Here is an 18,232-nt window from a genome sequence, read left to right as displayed (position 1 = left end):
GGCATCCGGCCCGTGAGGGCCGACCCGTCAGAGGTTGATCATGTGACCCGCGATGCCGTGCAGGGCCTCCTTGACCGCCTCGCCCAGCGTCGGGTGGGCGAAGACCACGCGCGATGCCTCGTCGGCGGTGAGGTCCCAGGTCTGGGCGACGTTGAGCGCCGGGAGGAGCTCGGTGACGTCCGGGCCGATCAGGTGGGCGCCGAGGATCTCGTTGTACTTGGCGTCGGCGACGATCTTGACGAAGCCGACCGCGTCGCCGAGGCCCATGGCCTTGCCGTTGGCGGAGAACGGGAAGGACGCGGTCTTGACCTCGTGGCCGGCGTCCTTGGCCTGCTGCTCCGACAGGCCCATGGAGCCGATCTGCGGGTGGCAGTAGGTGGCTCGCGGGATGAAGCGGTAGTCGATCGGCATCGTCTCGGCGCCGGCGATGGTCTCGGCGGCGACGATGCCCTGGGCCTCGGCGACGTGGGCGAGCATCAGCTTGGCGGTGACGTCACCGATGGCGTAGACGCCGTCGACGTTGGTGCGCAGGTAGTCGTCGACCTCGATCGCGCCGCGCTCGGTGAGCGTGACGCCCACGGCGTCCAGGCCGTAGCCCTCGGTGCGCGGGGCGAAGCCGATGGCGGACAGGAGCTTGTCGGCCTCGAGGACCTGCTGGTCGCCGCCCTTGGCCGGGCTGACCGTGACCTTGACGCCGGAGCCGGTGTCCTCCACGGACTCGACCTTGGTGCCGAGCATGACCTTGACGCCGAGCTTCTTGTAGTGCTTGAGCAGCTCCTTGGACACGTCCGCGTCCTCGGTCGGGACCATGCGGTCCAGGAACTCCACGATCGTCACGTCGACGCCGAAGTTCTTCATGACATAGGCGAACTCGACGCCGATGGCGCCGGACCCGGCGATGATGATCGAGCCGGGGAGCTCGTCGGTGAGGATCTGCTCCTCGTAGGTCACGACGTTCTTGGAGACCTCGACGCCGGGGAGCATGCGGGTCACCGCGCCGGCCGCGATGATCAGGTTGTCGAAGCTGATGCTCTTGCTGGAGCCGTCCTCGGCCTTGACGTCCATCGACCTCGGCCCGGTCAGGGTGCCCCAGCCGTCGATCTCGGTGATCTTGTTCTTCTTCATCAGGAAGTGGACACCCTTGACGATGCCCGCGGACACCTGGCGGCTGCGCGCGTGGGTGGGGCCGTAGGACATCGTGGCGTCGCCCTCGATGCCGTACTTCTTCTTGTCGTGCTGCAGGGTGTGCGCCAGCTCGGCGTTCTTGAGCAGCGCCTTGGACGGGATGCACCCGACGTTGAGGCACACACCGCCCCAGTACTTCTTCTCGACGACCGCGACCTTCTTGCCGAGCTGAGCCGCTCGGATCGCCGCGACATAACCACCGGGGCCTGCACCCAGGACCACCACATCGAAGTCAGCCATGGGTCCTACCCTACCCATTCCGCGCAGGGCGTCGTCGTGCCTCGCGGTGCATAACGATCCACCACCATTGGGGCTCGATGACCCGCGTGGTCCTACCTCTGCGGGGTGCCAGGTCGCTAGCGTCACGAGCGGGCGTCCGCCGCCCATCACTCCCCCGACCACCCTCCAGGGCAGCCGGAGCACATCGAGAAAGACAGGAAACCCGGATGACCGTCACCGACGACCGCGTCCGCGCCGTGCGGAACGATCCCGACCTGCCCCCCGTGGCCGTCGAGGAGCCGTTCAGCCCGTCGCCCGTCAAGAAGGGCGTCCTCGCCCTCATCGCCCTGGCTGCCGCCATCGGCTGGGTCATGCTGGCCCTGGTGCGCGGCGAGCACGTCAACGCCGTCTGGTTCGTGCTCGCGGCCGTCGGCAGCTATGTCATCGCCCTCACGTTCTACGCCCGGCTGATCGAGTACAAGGTCCTGCGGCCGCGCGACACCCGCGCCACCCCGGCCGAGGAGCTGAGCAACGGCAAGGACTTCATGCCGACCGACCGTCGGGTGCTGTTCGGCCACCACTTCGCCGCGATCGCCGGCGCCGGCCCGCTCGTCGGGCCGGTCCTGGCCTCGCAGATGGGCTACCTGCCCGGCACGCTGTGGATCATCCTCGGCGTCGTCTTCGCCGGCGCCGTCCAGGACTACATGGTCCTGCACATCTCCATCCGTCGCCGGGGGCGCTCGCTCGGCCAGATGGCCCGCGACGAGCTCGGCCCGATCGGCGGCTGGGCCGCCATCCTCGGCGTGCTCTCCATCATGATCATCCTCATCGCCGTCCTCGGCATCGTGGTCATCGGTGCCCTCGCCGAGTCGCCGTGGGGCGTGTTCTCCATCGCCATGACCATCCCGATCGCGCTCCTCATGGGCGTCTACCTGCGGTTCCTGCGACCTGGCAAGGTCAACGAGGTCTCGGTCATCGGCGTGGCCCTGCTCCTGCTCGCCGTCGTCTCCGGGTCCTGGGTCGCCGACTCCGCCTGGGGCGCCTCGCTGTTCACCCTGTCCCCGCGGGCGCTCGCGCTGTGGCTCTGCGTCTACGGCTTCGCGGCCTCCGTGCTGCCGGTGTGGCTGCTCCTCGCGCCGCGTGACTACCTCTCGACCTTCATGAAGGTCGGCACCATCGGGGTCCTCGCCCTCGGCATCGTCTTCACCGCCCCGCAGATCCAGATGCCCGCGGTGACGCAGTTCGCCCACACCGGGACCGGACCGGCCTTCGCCGGCAACCTGTTCCCGTTCCTGTTCATCACCATCGCCTGCGGGTCCATCTCGGGCTTCCACGCGCTCATCAGCTCCGGCACGACGCCCAAGCTGATCGAGAAGGAGTCGCAGGCCCGGATCATCGGCTACGGCGGCATGCTGACCGAGTCGTTCGTCGCGATCATGGCGCTCATCACCGCCTGCATCCTCGACCAGCACCTGTACTTCGTCATGAATGCGCCCAAGGGCGTCACCGGCGGCACCCCCGAGACCGCGGCGGCGTGGGCCAACACCCTGCCGCTGCACTCCCCCGGCGGCGGGGCGCTCGAGCCCGCCACCGCCGGCAAGATCGCCCAGGCGGCGGCGGACGTCCAGGAGAAGTCCATCGTCTCTCGCACGGGCGGCGCTCCGACGCTGGCCTTCGGGATGTCGCAGGTCATGTCCTTCTTCGGCGGCGCCGGCATGAAGGCCTTCTGGTACCACTTCGCCGTGATGTTCGAGGCGCTGTTCATCCTCACGACCATCGACGCCGGCACCCGTGTCGCCCGCTTCATGTTCTCCGACGCGATCGGCAACATCCCCGGCCTGGGGAAGTTCAAGGACCCGTCCTGGCGCGTCGGTGCCTGGGTCTGCTCGGCGATCGTCGTCATCGGCTGGGGCTCGATCCTGGTCATGGGCGTCACCGACCCGCTCGGCGGCATCAACACGCTGTTCCCGCTCTTCGGCATCGCCAACCAGCTGCTCGCCTGCATCGCCCTGTGCCTGGTCTTCACCGTCGTGATGAAGATGGGGCTGTTCCGCTGGGCCTGGATCCCGGGCCTGCCGCTCGTGTGGCTGCTGACGGTGACGCTCTCGGCGTCGTACCAGAAGATCTTCAGCAGCAACCCCGCCATCGGCTACTGGGCCAACCACGACAAGTACGTCAAGGCCCACGAGGCGGGCAAGGTCGTTGCCCCCGCGAAGTCGGCCGGGGACATGGAGGCCGTCATCCGCAACACGGTCGTCCAGGAGGTGCTCTCGGTCCTGTTCGCGGTCCTCGTGATCATGGTCGTCGTCGCGACCATCTGGACCGCGATCAAGGCGTTCCGCGCCGGCGGTCTCCCCACGAGCGAGGAGGAGGACGTCCCGTCCCGTATCTTCGCCCCCAAGGGCTTCCTGCCGACCCCCGCGGAGAAGGCGGTCTACGCTGAGTGGAAGGCCGCTGGCCTCGACCCCTCACCCCAGGGTGTCCACCACTGACGGAGGGCATCACGTGCAGACGCTCGGCAAGACTCTCAGCACCGCCCGGTGGTACTGGCGTGGCGTGACCGGCGCGGACGCCTACGAGCGCTACGTCGACCACCTGCGTCGGACCCACCCCGGTGCGCCGATCCCCACGGAGCGGGACTTCTGGCGGCAGAAGTACGCCGACCAGGAGCGCAACCCCACCAGCCGCTGCTGCTGAGCGGCGGCCCCGGCCGACGGCCCGTCACCCACGAGGGTGGCGGGCCGTCCGGCATACTGGCCCGATGCCTGGGAGCGCACGAGAGTCCGCGTCCGGCCGGCGCACGGCGATGCGCCGGCGCCGGGTCGCGGAGCAGTACACCGCGGACGTCGAGGCCTATGTCGCCGCCGGGGGCGACGAGCTGGTCCAGCGGGTCATCACGGCGGTCAACCGCCTCGCCAAGCAGCTGGACCGGTGGTATGACGCGCAGCTCGCCGACGTGGACCTGACCACCGGACAGTGGGCCGTGCTCGCCCGCCTCGCGACGGCGCGCGGCGAGACGCTCACGCCGAGCCAGCTCGCCGAGCAGACATCGGTGGCGCCGTCGTCCATGACCCACCGCCTCGACAAGATGGTCGACAAGGGGCTGGTGTCACGCGACCCCGACCCGGACAACCGCTCGCGCGTGCTGATCACGCTGTCACGCGCCGGGTGGGAGAAGTTCCGCGAGACCATCCAGGCCGCCGACCTGGTCGAGTCCGACCTGCTCGCCGTCCTCACGCAGGAGCAGCGTCACCAGCTGGCGGCGCTGCTCGACCTGCTCATGGCGGGGATCGACGACCTGGGCGACCCGATGGCCCCGGAGTCGTCGACCGGCTAGAGCGCGCTTAGGCGCCCTGGCCCCCGAACCAGATGCCGATCTCGCGCTCGGCGGACTCCGCGGAGTCCGAGCCGTGGACGATGTTCTTCTGCACGCCCGGGCCCCAGTCGCGGCCGAGGTCGCCGCGGATCGTGCCAGGCGCGGCCTTGGTCGGGTCGGTGGCGCCGGCCAGCGACCGGAAGCCCTCGATGCAGCGGTCGCCCTCGACGACGGCAGCGGTGACGGAGCCGGAGGACATGAACTCCAGCAGCGGCTCGTAGAACGGCTTGCCCTCGTGCTCGGCGTAGTGCTGCGCCAGGCGCTCGCGGTCGGGCGTGAGGATCTGCAGCTGGGCCAGCGTGTAGCCCTTGGCCTCGATGCGGCGCAGCACCTCGCCGGTGAGTCCGCGCTCGAACCCGTCCGGCTTGACGAGGACGAGGGTGCGCTCGGTGGTGGTCTCAGTCATGGCCACACCCTATCGACCGCCCGAGCCCGCCGTCCGCCCCGCCGGCGGCCGAGGCATCGACCGGCCTTCGTCCCCCAGGCGGGTGTGACGAAGGCCGGTCGATCTGCGATCGGTGGCGGCGATCTGCGCTCGGTGGCGGCGTCCGGCGTCGGTGGCGGCATCCGGCGTCGGTGGCGCGCTGCAGCACGCCACACAGGCTGGGGGCACCCACGCGCGCCAGAACCCGCCATGCACGCGGGAGATCGCCGCGCACGCGTGCGGACGGGCTCAGGTGGCGGAGGTGCCGGTGCTGCGCTCGGCGTCGTGCCGGAGACGTGCCTCGTCCGCGAGGTCGTCGATCTTGCGGCCCTGCACCAGGGCGACGACCCACAGGCCGCAGAAGATCACGAACACCCAGAACATCATCGGGACCACGAGCGCCGACACGAGCGTGGCCAGGTGCAGGAACCAGCCGAGGGTCACGCCCCAGGGGCGACGCAGCATCCCGGCGTCGACGATGCACAGCACCGCCAGGATCGAGCCGGCGACCAGCCAGGTCGTGCCCGATCCTCCCTCGGCGCGGTCCAGCGACATCGCGACCAGCGCGCCGAAGAAGACGACGACCGACTCGGACGCGATGACCGCGGAGAGCAGACGTCGGGTGAGGGCACGCGGGACGCCGTGGAGCATCAGACCCTTCATGCGCTCGTCACCCCCAGGAGCATGCGGGTCTCGGCGGCAGTGGTCACCGAGCCGGTGACCACGACCCCGGCTCCGGCTCCGCCGGCCATGGCGTCGGCCTCGGCGAGCGCCGCGGCCTGCTCGAGCGCGTCCGGCAGGGACTCGAAAACCGTGACCCGGTCGTCGCCGAAGATCTCGCGGGCCAGCCGTCCGAGGGCCCTCGGCGAGAGGGCCCGTGGTGACGTCGAGCGCGTGACGACGACCTCGTCGAAGGCCGGCTCCAGCTCCTCGAGGATGCCGAGCACGTCCTTGTCCTCGAGGATCGCGAGGACCCCGACGAGGCGGGTGAAGGCGAACGAGTCGCTGAGCGCGAGGCGCAACGACCGGGCCCCCTGGGGGTTGTGCGCGGCGTCCACGATGACGGTGGGGCTGCGACGCACGATCTCCAGGCGCCCGGGCGAGCTGGCCCGGGCGAAGGCCGCGCGGACGACCTCGGGGTCCAGCGCCTGCTCGCCCCCACCGATGAAGGCCTCGACCGCCGCCACCGCCAGCGCGGCGTTGCCCGCCATGTGCTCGCCGTAGAGGGGAAGGAGGATGTCGGGGTACTCCCCCGCCAGCCCCTTGATCGTGAGGAGCTGGCCCCCGACCGCCTGGTCGCGAGCGACGACCTCGAGCTCCTGCCCGGCCCAGGCGATCTGGGCGCCGACCTGCTCGGCCCGCTCGACCAGGACCTCGACGACCTCGGGCTCCTGCTCGGCGCTGATGGTGATGGCGCCCGCCTTGATGATCCCGGACTTCTCGGAGGCGATGTCCTCCAGGGTGTCGCCGAGGAACTTCTGGTGGTCGATGCCGATCGGGGTGATGACGCTGACCTGACCGTCGGCGACGTTGGTGGCGTCCCAGCTGCCGCCGAGCCCCACCTCGACGACCGCGACATCCACGGGTGCGTCGGCGAAGGCGGCATACGCGACGGCCACGATGACCTCGAAGTAGCCCATGGGCCGGCCGCCCTCGGCGACGCTGCGCCCGTCGACCATCTCGACGAACGGCAGGACGTCGTCGTAGGCCGCGACGAAGCGCTCCGGGCTGATCGGCTGACCGCCGATGGCGATCCGCTCCCGTATGTCGTGCAGGTGCGGCGACGTGAATCGCCCTGTCGTCAGGCCGTGCTCGGTCAGCAGCGTCTCGATCAGCCGGGTGGTGCTCGTCTTGCCGTTGGTGCCCGTCAGGTGGATCACCGGGAACGTCCGCTGCGGGTCGCCGAGCAGCTCCATGACCGCCTGGATGCGGTCGAGCGAGGGGGTGACGTCGTTCTCGGGGATGCGCCCGAGGATGTCCCGCTCGATCTCGCGCATCCGCTTGGCCGTCGCGAGCCGCTCGGCGGCGTCGCGCTGCGCGGCGTCGGGGCGACCGCTGCGGGCCACGGCGCGCTCGCCCGGGCCCAGCGGGTCCAGACCCATCAGCTCGTTGAGGTCCTCGTTGCCCGAGAGGTCGACGGCGTCGTGGCCGTCCATCCCCTCGGCGTCGTCGTGATCGTCATGGCGGTGGTTGTTCACGAGAGCCTCTTCACCAGGATGCGTGCGTGGTAGCCGTCGCCGACCTCGACCTCGGTGACGCCGTCACCGTCGATCGCGAGCAGGTTGGGCGCGGAGCCGAACTGGCTGGCCAGGGTCTCCTCGACGAGCAGGTCCTGGTGGTGGACCGTCGCGTCGTAGACCTCCTGGGCGCCGGTGACCGTCAACGAGATCCGGTCGGACACCTCGAAGCCGGCGTCGCGACGGGCCTGCTGGACGGCGCGGACGAGGTCGCGGGCCACGCCCTCGCGGGCGAGCTCGGGGGTGACCTCGGTGTCGAGGACCACGAAGCCGCCGCCGGGCAGCATGGCCGTCGCGTGGTGGTCCGGGCCGTCGCCGGCGCTGACCGTCTCGAGCGTGAACTCGCCGTCGTGCAGCGCGAGCCCACCGGCGGTGACGACGCCGTCGGCGACGACCGACCAGTCGCCGGACTTCGAGCCCTTGATGGCGCGCTGCACGTCCTTGCCGAGCCGGGGACCGGCCGCGCGCGCGTTGACGGTGAGGCGCTGCGAGATGCCGAAGTCCTCCTCGCTGACCTCACCCACGTCCCGCAGCGTGACCGCGCGGACGTTGACCTCGTCCTTGACGATGTCGGCGAAGGCGGCGAGACCGGCGGCGTCCTCGGTGACCACGGTGAGGTCGGCGAGGGGCAGGCGGACGCGGAGGTTCTGGGCCTTGCGCAGCGAGGACGCCACCGAGCAGATGTCCCGGGCGCGGTCCATGCGCGCGACCAGCTCGTGGTCGTTCGGCAGCTGCGTGGCGTCCGGCCAGTCGGCCAGGTGCACCGAGCGGCCGCCGGTGAGGCCGCGCCAGATCTCCTCGGTGACCAGCGGCAGCAGCGGCGCGCAGGTGCGGGTGACGACCTCGAGGCAGGTGTAGAGCGTGTCGAACGCCTGCGTGGTCGCCTCGCGGTCGGCCCCGCCGGTGTCCCAGAAGCGCTCCCGCGAGCGGCGGACGTACCAGTTCGTCAGCACGTCCAGGAAGCCGCGCATGGTCTCGCAGGCGGACGCGACGTCATACGCGTCCATCTGCTGTTGCATCGCCTCCACGAACTCCCGCAGCTTGGCCAGCAGGTAGCGGTCGAGCAGGTCCGTGGAGCCGGTGGACCAGCGCGCCTCGTAGCCGCGCCCGCCGTCGAAGGCGTTGGCGTAGAGCGTGAAGAAGTACCAGGTGTTCCACAGCGGGATGAGGACCTGACGGACCCCGTCGCGGATGCCCTTCTCGGTGACGATGAGGTTGCCGCCGCGCAGGATCGGGCTGGACATGAGGAACCAGCGCATCGCGTCGGCGCCGTCCCGGTCGAACACCTCCGACACGTCGGGGTAGTTGCGCAGCGACTTGCTCATCTTGGCGCCGTCGGAGCCGAGGACGATGCCGTGGGACACGCAGGAGGAGAAGGCCGGGCGGTCGAAGAGCGCCGTCGCCAGCACGTGCAGCGTGTAGAACCAGCCGCGGGTCTGACCGATGTACTCGACGATGAAGTCGCCCGGGAAGTGGTGCTCGAACCACTCGGCGTTCTCGAAGGGATAGTGCACCTGGGCGAAGCTCATCGACCCGGAGTCGAACCACACGTCCAGGACGTCCTCGACCCGGCGCATCGTGCTGCGGCCCGTGGGGTCGTCGGGGTTGGGGCGGGTCAGCTCGTCCACGAAGGGACGGTGCAGGTCGGACTCGCCCTCGTGGTTGCGCGGGACGCGCCCGAAGTCGCGCTCGATCTCCTCGAAGGACCCGTAGACGTCGATGCGCGGGTACTCCGGGTTGTCGGAGCGCCACACGGGAACCGGGCTGCCCCAGAAGCGGTTACGCGTGATCGACCAGTCGCGGGCGTTCTCCAGCCACTTGCCGAACTGACCGTGCTTGATGTGCTCGGGGGTCCACGAGATCTGCTCGTTGAGCTCGAGCATCCGGTCCTTGAACTTCGTGACCTCGACGAACCAGCTCGACACGCCCTTGTAGATCAGGGGCTGCCGGCAGCGCCAGCAGTGCGGGTAGGAGTGGTCGTAGGTCTCGCGGCGCACGAGGACGGTGCCCTCGGTGACCGAGCCGGTCTCGCCCTCGCCGCGCGTCGCGGCCTTGAGGTGGTCGATGACGTGCGGGTTGGCGTCGAAGACGAGCATCCCGGTGTAGTCGACGACGGGGTGGGTGAACTGGCCGTCGGGGCCGACGGGCATGACCGCCTCGATGCCCTCGCGGTCGGTGACGACCTTGTCGTCCTCGCCGAACGCGCCGGCGGTGTGAACGAGCCCCGAGCCGTCGGTGGTCGTGACGAACTCCGCCTCGACGATGCGGAAGGCGTTGGCGTGCCCGAGGTAGTAGGAGAACGGCGGCTGGTAGCGGTGGCCGGCGAGCTCGGACCCCTTGAGCCGCTTGACGACCAGCGACTCGACGTCGCCCTTGGGGTCGCCGGTCAGCTCCCGGGCGTATGACGCCAGCCGCGCCTCGGCGAAGACGTAGCGCTCGCTGCGCCCGGTCGGCACGTCCGACTCGACCACGACGTAGTCGATGTCGCCGCCGACCATGATCGCGAGGTTGGACGGCAGGGTCCACGGCGTCGTGGTCCAGACGACCGCGAGCGCCCCGTCGAGGTCGTCGTCCGGGCCGTCGCCCTCGATCCGCAGCCCCACCGTGACGGCCGGGTCCTGGCGCACCTGGTAGACGTCGTCGTCCATGCGCAGCTCGTGGTTGGACAGCGGCGTCTGGTCGTTCCAGCAGTAGGGCAGGACGCGGAAGCCCTCGTAGATCAAGCCCTTGTCGTGGAGCGTCTTGAAGGCCCACATGACGCTCTCCATGTAGTCCGGGTTGAGCGTCTTGTAGTCGTTGTCGAAGTCGACCCAGCGGGCCTGGCGGGTGACGTAGTCCTGCCACTCGTCGGTGAAGGTCAGCACGGACTCGCGGCACTTGGCGTTGAACGCGTCGATGCCGAGCTCGACGATCTCGTCCTTGGTCTTGATGCCCAGCTGGCGCATCGCCTCGAGCTCGGCGGGCAGGCCGTGCGTGTCCCAGCCGAAGCGCCGCTCGACGTGCCGGCCGCGCATCGTCTGGTAGCGCGGGACGATGTCCTTGACGTAGCCCGTCAGCAGGTGGCCGTAGTGCGGCAGGCCGTTGGCGAACGGCGGCCCGTCGTAGAAGACGAACTCGTTGGCACCGTCCTCACCCACCGGGCGGTTGGCCACCGACGCCTGGAAGGTGCCGTCCTGGTCCCAGTAGCGCAGGATGCGCTCCTCGATCTCCGGGAAGCGCGGGCTCGAGACCACGCCGGACGGTGCGGCGGGCAGCTGCGGATCGGTGGAGACCTGGGGATAGGTCATGGGTGGGGCTCCCTGGGGACGAGTCACGGTGATCTGGACGGTGCTGATCACGAGGACGATCGCGCCGTGCGGCGCTCCCGCGGTGCCACCTCGCTTGCCGGTCGCGGGATCTCGTCATACGGGCTCGTATGACGAACGCGGCCGACCGCTCTGGTCGAAGGCTGTGACGGGCCCGCCCGTCCGGGTCTAGTAGGCGCTCTGCTGGTGGCGGGGCGCCGTTCTTCCGGAGACTCGCCGGTGATAGCGGCTCAGACGTCTGTGAGACCAGTCTATCGGAGACCGCAGACACACCTCGAATCCATCCTTTTCGCTACTGTGTGCGAGCCCTATCACCCGGCTGCACCTACCGGATCGTGTTGCGTGGCAATAGGATTGGTCCGTCGACGAGGACGTGGCGGGCGGCCGGAGGTGGTGGCAGATGGATCTGGAGGAGCTCTGGCGCACGCCCGCGGTGACCGCCGCGATCGAGGACCTCCTCGCGACCGTCTCCGAGGCGTATGCCGTCGCGCAGGCCCAGTCCGGGGTGGCAGCTCCCGCTCTCGGCGCGTGCTGACCTCGCGTGGCCGGACTGGGCACGACGGCTGGAGCTCACGCCGCCGCCGCACCGACGGCAACCACCGCCTCTCCACCCGCCGTCCTGAGCGACGACCGACGCGTGACGTCAGGGTGCGGCGGACTCACCTGCACAACGCCCAGCAGCGGCGTGGCGTCCTGGGCCTTCGTCTGGTGGTGCGTGCGAGTCCGCCCGCACGCGGGGACGGCATACGGCTCAGGGACGCCAGTCGGGTCGCAGGGGGTAGGTCGTGGCCCCGTCCTCGCCGACCTTGGTCGCCAGGATCTGGTGCAGCTGCAGCCAGTTGGCCTCGAACGCCATCCGCGAGCCGGCCATGTAGAGGCCCCAGATGCGCGCCGTCGCCAGCCCGGCATCCTCGACGCAGAAGTCCCACGAGTCGACGAGGTTCTCGCACCACTGCTGCAGCGTGAGGGCGTAGTGCATGCGGAGGTTCTCGTCGTGCTGGACCTCGAACCCCGCGTCGTGGCACTCGCTCACGAGACGCCCGGGTGCGGCCAGCTCCCCGTCCGGGAAGACGTAGCGGTCCGTGAAGGGCTCCGGCCGGAAGTCCGCCCGTCCGTCGGCGCGGGTGATGCAGTGGTTGAGCAGGCGCCCGCCCTCGCGGAGGTGGTCGTGCAGGAAGGCGAAGTACTTCCCGTAGTTGCGCACCCCCACGTGCTCGGTCAGGCCGATCGAGCTGATCGCGTCGAAGCCGCCCTCGGTCACGTCGCGGTAGTCGGCGTGCCGGATCTCGACCTGCCCCGACAGACCCGCACGCTCGACGGCCTCCTGCCCCCACGTGGCCTGCTCGCGCGACAGGGTCACCCCCAGCACCGACACCCCGTGCTCACGGGCGGCGTGCATCGCCATCCCTCCCCAGCCGCAGCCGACGTCGAGCAGCCGCTGGCCGGGCCGCAGCGCCAGCTTGTCGGCGACGAGGGCGAACTTGCGCTCCTGCGCCTGCTCCAGCGTCGTCTCGGGGGTGTCGAACACCGCGCACGTGTAGACCATGGACGGGCCGAGGACCCGCTCGTAGAAGGCGTTGGACACGTCGTAGTGCGAGGAGATGGAGGCAGCCGCGCGCCGACGGGGGTCGATCGAGCGGACCGCCCGGCGCCAGCGCGGCAACGCCTCCATCGGCGGTGCCGGCGGAGGGAGGACCATGCGCGGGCCGAATCCTCGCAGCAGCGCAGCCAGCTCGCTCGGCGCCGGCCGACGCGTCCGCACCTCGCGCTTGAGCCGGCGGAAGATCTCGTAGGGATCGCCCTCCTGGACGCCCCGGACCACCAGGTTGTCGGTGAGGTAGGCGCGGGCGAGGCCGAGGTCGCCGGGCGCCGAGAGGATGTAGCGGAGCCCCTCCTCGCTGGCGACGTGCACCGCGAGGTCGCTGTCCTGGGGACCGAGGTCGGTCCCGTCATAGGCCGTCAGGCGGAACGGCAGCGGCCCCTCGGTCACCACCGTCACCAGGTCAGCCACCCGCGGAGTCTGTGCAGTCATGGACATCATCGACCACCCACCTTGTCGTACATCGTCGGGAATCGGCCGGACGGGTCGTACCGGTCGCGGACCGCGCGCCAGGCCGCCCCGTCGTACAGGCGGTCGAAGGTCTGTCGGTCGTAGTAGACGTCGGAGTACAGGGACTTGTGACCGCCGAGCTCTCCGACCCGCTCCTCGATCATCCGGTTGACGTCGCCGTCGCGGCGGCCCGGCTCGATGGGCACCGTGCCCCAGAAGCCGACGTTGACGTAGGTGCGCCCAGGCTCGAGCGGATAGAGGGGCCAGGTCCGAGCGGTCCGGATGCCACCGGGGCCCTCCGACTCCCGTAGCCGCAGGGGACACACCCAGATCGGCACCATGGGCACGTGCTCGAGGAACCACGAGACGAAGTCCTCGAGACGCTCGAGGGGCACCTCGACGTCCTGCACGACGCGCTCCCGGTCGGGCAGACCGCGCCGCCGGTCGAGGGCCGCTGCGACGCCATAGCGGTTCTCCAGCCCGACGATGCGGTGGTAGACGTCGCTGCGTCGCCACCGGCGCGGCCACACCCGACGGACCAGCGGGTGCTGCGCCCCGAAGGCCCCTGAGCACCAGAACCAGTCGGTGTCCCAGCGCCAGAGGTAGTCCACGCCCGTCAGCCGGTCCTCGTCGTAGCGCTGCACTGAGCGGTAGTAGACGTCCTGACCGGTGTAGTCGCTCGTGGGGCCCGTCCGCTCGTCGTCGAAGCGCGCGAGCGTCAGCACGGCCTCGTCCGGCCCGAACACCACGCCGTCCATCGCGTCGACGGGCTCTCCGGCATACGACCGGGCCTCGGTGACCTGCTCCACGAGCCGGGTCAGCTCACTCACCCCACCCAGGTGCACGTGGCGCAGCGCCACCTGACGACCGAGCGGCTGGAGCTCGATGACGAGGCGCGTGGCGTAGCCGAGGCTGCCGTAGGAGTTGGGGAAGGTCGCGAAGAGGTCGGCGTGCTCGCCGTCCGGGCGAGCCGTCACGACCTCGCCGGTCCCGGTCAGCACGTCCAGCTCGAGCACGGACTCGTGCGGGAGCCCGTTGCGGAAGGACGTGGCCTCGATGCCCAGCCCGCTGACGGCTCCGCCGAGCGTGATCGTCCGCAGCTGCGGCACCACCAGCGGCATCAGCCCGTGCGGGGCGGTGGCCTCGACGAGGTGCTCGTAGGTGCACATGCCCTGGACCTCGGCCGTGCGCGCCACCGGGTCGACGTGCAGGACCTCGGTCAGCCCCGAGACGTCGAGCCCCTGCGAGGCCCGGCCCCGGGGGCGGAAGAGGTTGGACGTGGACTTGGCCAGCCGGACCTGCTCACCCGGAGGCATGGCGGCCAGGGAGGCTTGCAGCCCGGCCACCGCGACACGGTGGTGAGACGGAACGTGGTTCAACGACCCCATGCCCAGCACGTTACGACTTCGTAGCCGACAAACGGTGCCCTAACCACATGGTGAACACTCGTTCACGGACACGGACACGGACGCGGACGCCGGCGGTCCAGGGGTCAGGCCAGGCCGAGCCCCTGCGCCGCCTCCCACAGGGAATCACGCACCCGCGGGTGCGCGGCCTGCTCGATGATGTTGCGGGCCTGGACCTTCTCCGGGTGACCGAAGACCTCGGCCACGCCCTGCTCGGTGATCACCGCGGAGTGCTGGAAGGACGTGGTCGGCTCGGTCAGCATGGGCACGATCGTCGACACGTCGGCCTTGGGGTGCCACGAGCGGAGCGCCATCATCGCCTGGCCGCCCTTGGCGTGCAGCGCCCCCACGATGAAGTCCGTCTGCCCGCCGAAGCCCGAGTGGATCCGGGCCTTGATGCGCGAGGCGTTGGCCTGCGAGAGCAGGTCGACCTGCAGCGCCGTGTTGATCGAGGTCATCTGCGGCTGCTTGGCGATCTGGCCCGGGTCGTTGGTGATCTCGGTGCGGCGCATGATGATCCGGTTGTTGAGGTGGCACCACTGGTAGAGCGCCTCGCTGCCGAAAGCGAACGACGCGACGATGGGTCGCATCTCGTCGAGGGCCCCCACGCGGTCGAGCAGCAGCACGCCGTCGGAGAACATCTCGGTCCAGATGCCGAGGTTGTGCCGGCGGGCGAGGCCGGGCAGCGTGGCGTCGGGGACCGCGCCGATGCCCAGCTGGAGCGTGGCGCCGTTGCCGACCCGTCCGGACACCAGCTCGCCGATGAGCGAGGTCGCGTCGTCGGGCTTGGCCTGGGGATGGACGGCGGCGATCGAGGCGTCGGCCTCGATGAAGGCGTCGAAGATGTCGACCGGGAACTCGCCGTCGCCGTAGGTGTAGGGCATGTGCTTGTTGATCTGCGCCACCAGGATCCCGCCGCGCTCCTTGACCGCCTCGATGGCGGCGACCATGACGTTGACCTCGACGCCGAGCGACACCTTGCCGTTGATGGGGGCGCTCACGTGGACGGCGACGACGTCCGGGGCGAGGGTGGTGCGAAAGAGCATGGGCACCAGGGACAGTCGGGTCGGCGTGTAGTGCAGCGTGGGGAGCTTGCGCATCCCCACCCCGACGAAGCAGGACTCGTGCTCGACGCCCTCGCGGGTGGAGATGCCGGCCGGCGCGTTGAGCATGTTGAGCCGATAGGTGGGCAGCGCCTCGTCGACGATCTCGAGCAGCGCCCAGGGGGGCACGTGGTTGCCCGTGGCCACGACGCGGGGGTTCTCGGGGGCGCGCTCGAGCAGGGACTTCATCTGGGCGGTGCTGATCACGTTCATGGTCCTAGCCTGCCGGACGGCCCTGGCGGGTCGGCAGGCACCCCCCGGCATCACCGGGTCGTGGTGGAATGGCGCCATGAACCTCCCCGACGTCGATGCCTCGGCCGCCTGGCTCAGCCACGAGACTCTGGAGCAGGCCCGCGAGCGCCTGCCCATCCTGTACGTCGACGTCGTGCCCGTGCGCGTGGACGACCGGGGCGAGGTCACCCACCTCGGGACGCTGCTGCGCGTGTCCGGCAACGGCGAGATGGCTCGCGAGCTGGTGAGCGGGCGCGTGCTCTACCACGAGCGGCTGCGGGACGCGCTGCTCCGGCACATCGAGAAGGACCTCGGGCCCCTGGCGATGCCGCGGATTCCTGTCAGCCCTCAGCCGTTCACGGTCTCGGAGTACTTCCCCACCCCGGGCGTCACGCCCTTCCACGACCCGCGCCAGCACGCGGTGGCGCTGGGGTACGTCGTGCCCGTGGCCGGGGACTGCGCGCCCTCCCAGGACGCCCTGGACCTGGCCTGGCTCACCCCCCGCGAGGCGTGCAGCCGCGCCGTCGCCGAGGAGATGGGCCGTGGCCACGCCACGCTGCTGCGTCAGGCCCTCGCTCACCTCGGCTTCGCCGTCTGACCTACCCCCGGTAGTCCGATCGACCGGCCTTCGCACCCCAGGCCGATGGTCCTACCCCCGGCGGGTTCACGAGTAGTCGGCCCACACCCGCTGCTGCTCCCCGTCGACGGTCATGACGCCACCGTGCGGGAGGATCCACTGTGGCCGGGTGTGACCGAAGGGGATGCCCACGCACACCACGGCGTCCGGGTTGTACCGCGCGATCATCTCCACGGCCGCCTCCCGCTGGGCGGCCCGCAGCCGAGCCCGGTCCTCGACCCCCGGGCGTACCTCGAAGCTCGACACCGGCGGGCGCGCCACCAGCACCGCGTCGACGGCGGCCAGCAGACCCCGCTCCCCCATCGACCGCAGGATGCGACCGACCTCGACGGCGGAGGGCAGCTCCTCGGAGGTCTCCACCAGCAGCACCCCGCCGTCGAGCACGCCCGGGTCGGCCGGGAAGCGCCCCGCCGTCAGGATCCACTGCAGCACCTCCAGGCAGCCACCCCAGGTCGGCCCGGTGACCGCGCGCCGCGGACCGTGCCACGTCCAGGGCTCCGTCGGCTCGCGCGGCCCGCCCTCGGTCAGCGCCCGCGGGTCGCCCCAGTCCAGGCCCAGGTCCTGCGACTCCCCCGGATCCGTGATCTCCAGCCGCTCCCCCGTCAGCAGCGACGCCCGCAGCGACGCCGCATGCACCTCGTCCACGCCCGGCCCCGGGCCCAGGTGCACCTGCGACGAGCCGCCGTAGAAGCTCGCCACGCCCGCGCCCCACAGCCACGCGTGCAGGTTGGTGTTGTCGCTGGTGCCGAGGAAGGGCTTCGGGTCGCGGCGCACCACCTCGGGGTCGAGGTGCGGGACCACGGTGATCTGGTCGTCACCGCCCACGACGGCCAGCACGGCGCGGACCTGCGGGTCGGTGAAGGCCGCCATGAGGTCCCGCGCCCGGTCCTGCGGCGAGGCCCCGAGCTGGCGCGTCGTGGGGTACTCCACCGGCACCAGCCCGGTCACCTCAGCGAGGCGACGCATCCCCTGCTCGTGCACCTGCGGATAGACGGCAGGCGCGGCGAAGGACGGGGAGACCACGGCGATGCGGTCCCCCGGTGACGCCTTGGGCGGGAGGGCGAGGGGGTGCGGCATACGGCCATCGAACCATCCCGCGAGACCGCCGTCTGCACGATCAGCAGGGTGGCCCTGCCTGCCGTATGACGTCCACCGCCCGCCGCCGGGCGGGGGCGCCTGCCCGAGGGAGGTCAGCCCTGGACGCCCTTGGCGCGCAGCCGCGCCTCCAGCACCGCCGCCTCCTCGGGCGTCGGCGCCGTGCCGCCGAGACGCACCGGCACCAGGTGCCGCTCGGTCTCGGGCACGGGCGGGTAGGCGTCCTGCAGCTCGTGCAGCATCCGCGTGATCGTGTCGCGCACGTGCGCGGTCACCTCGACGACGTCGTCCTCGGGCCGCACCCGGATCGGCTCGCCCACCGTGATGCCGATGGGCACGTTGGTGCGACCGAGCCGCTTGGGGTGGCCCTTGGTCCACACCCGCTGCGAGCCCCAGATCGCCACGGGGAGGATCGGCGCGCCCGTCGCCTGCGCCATCCGCACCCCGCCGCTCTTGAACGCCTTGGGCTCGAAGGACATCGAGATGGTCGCCTCCGGGAAGACGCCCACGATCTCCCCGGCTCTGAGGGCGTCCAGGGCGTGCCCGTAGGACGCCGCCCCCGCCGCCCGGTCCACCGAGATGTGCCGCATCCCCCGCAGCAGCGGACCGCTCACCGGGTGGCGGAACACGCTCTCCTTGGCCATGAACCGGACGAGGCGACGCGACGGGAGAGCCGCCAGTCCGGCATACGTGAAGTCGAAGTAGCCGGTGTGGTTGATCATCATCACCGCGGGACCCTGGCCGGGGACGTTGTCGCCGCCGGTGATCCGGAAGCGCAGTCCCTGCAGCGCGAAGACCCCCTTGAACGCCTCGACCACGGGGGTGTAGACGGGATCACGTCGCAGCATCTGCCAGAAGCTCGCCATGGGGCAGACCCTACCGGCGGGTCACCCTGGTCGGGAGGTGACCCGGGCGACGGCATACGGATTGGCGACGCGGTCTCGCGGTCTGGGAGAATCCGCGC

The 18,232-nt window shown here is 70.7% G+C and carries 15 protein-coding genes; 5 read left to right on the top strand and 10 right to left on the bottom strand.

What is annotated here, in order from left to right; all coding sequences use genetic code 11:
* Positions 1-27 precede the first annotated feature (27 nt).
* Positions 28-1,425, bottom strand: a complete 1,398-nt coding sequence (gene lpdA / locus B4K29_RS10915; protein WP_286960944.1) for a dihydrolipoyl dehydrogenase — start codon at positions 1,423-1,425, stop codon at positions 28-30.
* A gap of 206 nt (positions 1,426-1,631) precedes the next feature.
* Between lpdA and B4K29_RS10910 the strand changes: the two genes are divergently transcribed.
* The 3 genes from B4K29_RS10910 (at position 1,632) to B4K29_RS10900 (ending at position 4,741) form a co-directional block, all read left to right on the top strand.
* Positions 1,632-3,896, top strand: a complete 2,265-nt coding sequence (locus tag B4K29_RS10910; RefSeq protein WP_029211188.1) for a carbon starvation CstA family protein — start codon at positions 1,632-1,634, stop codon at positions 3,894-3,896.
* A gap of 13 nt (positions 3,897-3,909) precedes the next feature.
* On the top strand, positions 3,910-4,101 hold the full coding sequence (locus B4K29_RS10905; protein ID WP_019284212.1) for a YbdD/YjiX family protein: 192 nt from the start codon (positions 3,910-3,912) through the stop codon (positions 4,099-4,101).
* A gap of 64 nt (positions 4,102-4,165) precedes the next feature.
* Positions 4,166-4,741, top strand: coding sequence for a MarR family winged helix-turn-helix transcriptional regulator (locus B4K29_RS10900; protein ID WP_239261728.1), 576 nt, complete (start codon positions 4,166-4,168; stop codon positions 4,739-4,741).
* A 7-nt stretch (positions 4,742-4,748) separates the two neighbouring features.
* Here the strand turns inward: B4K29_RS10900 and ndk are convergent, their stop codons facing one another.
* The 4 genes from ndk to ileS all read right to left on the bottom strand — a co-directional run bounded on the left by ndk (position 4,749) and on the right by ileS (position 10,728).
* The gene (gene ndk / locus B4K29_RS10895; protein ID WP_029211186.1) at positions 4,749-5,186 is read right to left on the bottom strand and encodes a nucleoside-diphosphate kinase; all 438 of its coding nucleotides are present in this window, start codon (positions 5,184-5,186) and stop codon (positions 4,749-4,751) included.
* A 267-nt stretch (positions 5,187-5,453) separates the two neighbouring features.
* The gene (locus B4K29_RS10890) at positions 5,454-5,867 is read right to left on the bottom strand and encodes a DUF4233 domain-containing protein (RefSeq protein ID WP_029211185.1); all 414 of its coding nucleotides are present in this window, start codon (positions 5,865-5,867) and stop codon (positions 5,454-5,456) included.
* The gene (locus B4K29_RS10885; protein ID WP_286967305.1) at positions 5,864-7,306 is read right to left on the bottom strand and encodes a bifunctional folylpolyglutamate synthase/dihydrofolate synthase; all 1,443 of its coding nucleotides are present in this window, start codon (positions 7,304-7,306) and stop codon (positions 5,864-5,866) included. The genes B4K29_RS10890 and B4K29_RS10885 overlap by 4 nt, the downstream gene beginning before the upstream one ends.
* A 92-nt stretch (positions 7,307-7,398) precedes the next feature.
* Positions 7,399-10,728, bottom strand: a complete 3,330-nt coding sequence (ileS, locus tag B4K29_RS10880) for an isoleucine--tRNA ligase (protein ID WP_286967293.1) — start codon at positions 10,726-10,728, stop codon at positions 7,399-7,401.
* A 418-nt stretch (positions 10,729-11,146) separates the two neighbouring features.
* Between ileS and B4K29_RS10875 the strand changes: the two genes are divergently transcribed.
* Positions 11,147-11,281: a hypothetical protein gene (locus tag B4K29_RS10875; protein ID WP_286960947.1), complete on the top strand. Its 135-nt coding sequence runs from the start codon at positions 11,147-11,149 to the stop codon at positions 11,279-11,281.
* Between the two features lie 216 nt (positions 11,282-11,497).
* On the opposite strand, the gene B4K29_RS10870 is transcribed toward B4K29_RS10875, so the two are convergent.
* The 3 genes from B4K29_RS10870 to B4K29_RS10860 all read right to left on the bottom strand — a co-directional run bounded on the left by B4K29_RS10870 (position 11,498) and on the right by B4K29_RS10860 (position 15,518).
* Entirely contained in the window at positions 11,498-12,778 is a 1,281-nt protein-coding gene (locus B4K29_RS10870; protein ID WP_286967292.1) for an SAM-dependent methyltransferase, read from the bottom strand.
* Between the two features lie 5 nt (positions 12,779-12,783).
* Positions 12,784-14,142 carry an FAD-binding oxidoreductase gene (locus B4K29_RS10865; RefSeq protein WP_286967290.1) on the bottom strand — a complete coding sequence of 453 codons (1,359 nt, stop codon included), beginning with the start codon at positions 14,140-14,142 and terminating at the stop codon, positions 12,784-12,786.
* A gap of 146 nt (positions 14,143-14,288) precedes the next feature.
* Positions 14,289-15,518, bottom strand: a complete 1,230-nt coding sequence (locus B4K29_RS10860; protein WP_286967289.1) for an acetyl-CoA hydrolase/transferase family protein — start codon at positions 15,516-15,518, stop codon at positions 14,289-14,291.
* Positions 15,519-15,594: 76 nt separating this feature from the next.
* On the opposite strand from B4K29_RS10860, the gene B4K29_RS10855 reads away from it, so the two are divergent.
* Positions 15,595-16,134, top strand: coding sequence for a DUF4916 domain-containing protein (locus B4K29_RS10855; protein ID WP_154592583.1), 540 nt, complete (start codon positions 15,595-15,597; stop codon positions 16,132-16,134).
* A gap of 66 nt (positions 16,135-16,200) precedes the next feature.
* On the opposite strand, the gene B4K29_RS10850 is transcribed toward B4K29_RS10855, so the two are convergent.
* Positions 16,201-17,250: a S66 family peptidase gene (locus B4K29_RS10850; protein WP_286967286.1), complete on the bottom strand. Its 1,050-nt coding sequence runs from the start codon at positions 17,248-17,250 to the stop codon at positions 16,201-16,203.
* Between the two features lie 113 nt (positions 17,251-17,363).
* Positions 17,364-18,134 (bottom strand): lysophospholipid acyltransferase family protein, encoded by a 771-nt coding sequence (locus B4K29_RS10845; RefSeq protein ID WP_286967285.1) that lies wholly within the window; start codon positions 18,132-18,134, stop codon positions 17,364-17,366.
* Between the last annotated feature and the right edge of the window lie 98 nt (positions 18,135-18,232).

The sequence above is a fragment of the Arsenicicoccus sp. UBA6765 genome (genome assembly GCF_002453335.1).
Lineage (GTDB): Bacteria > Actinomycetota > Actinomycetes > Actinomycetales > Dermatophilaceae > Arsenicicoccus > Arsenicicoccus bolidensis.
This window is presented reverse-complemented; position numbering and strand designations above follow the sequence as displayed.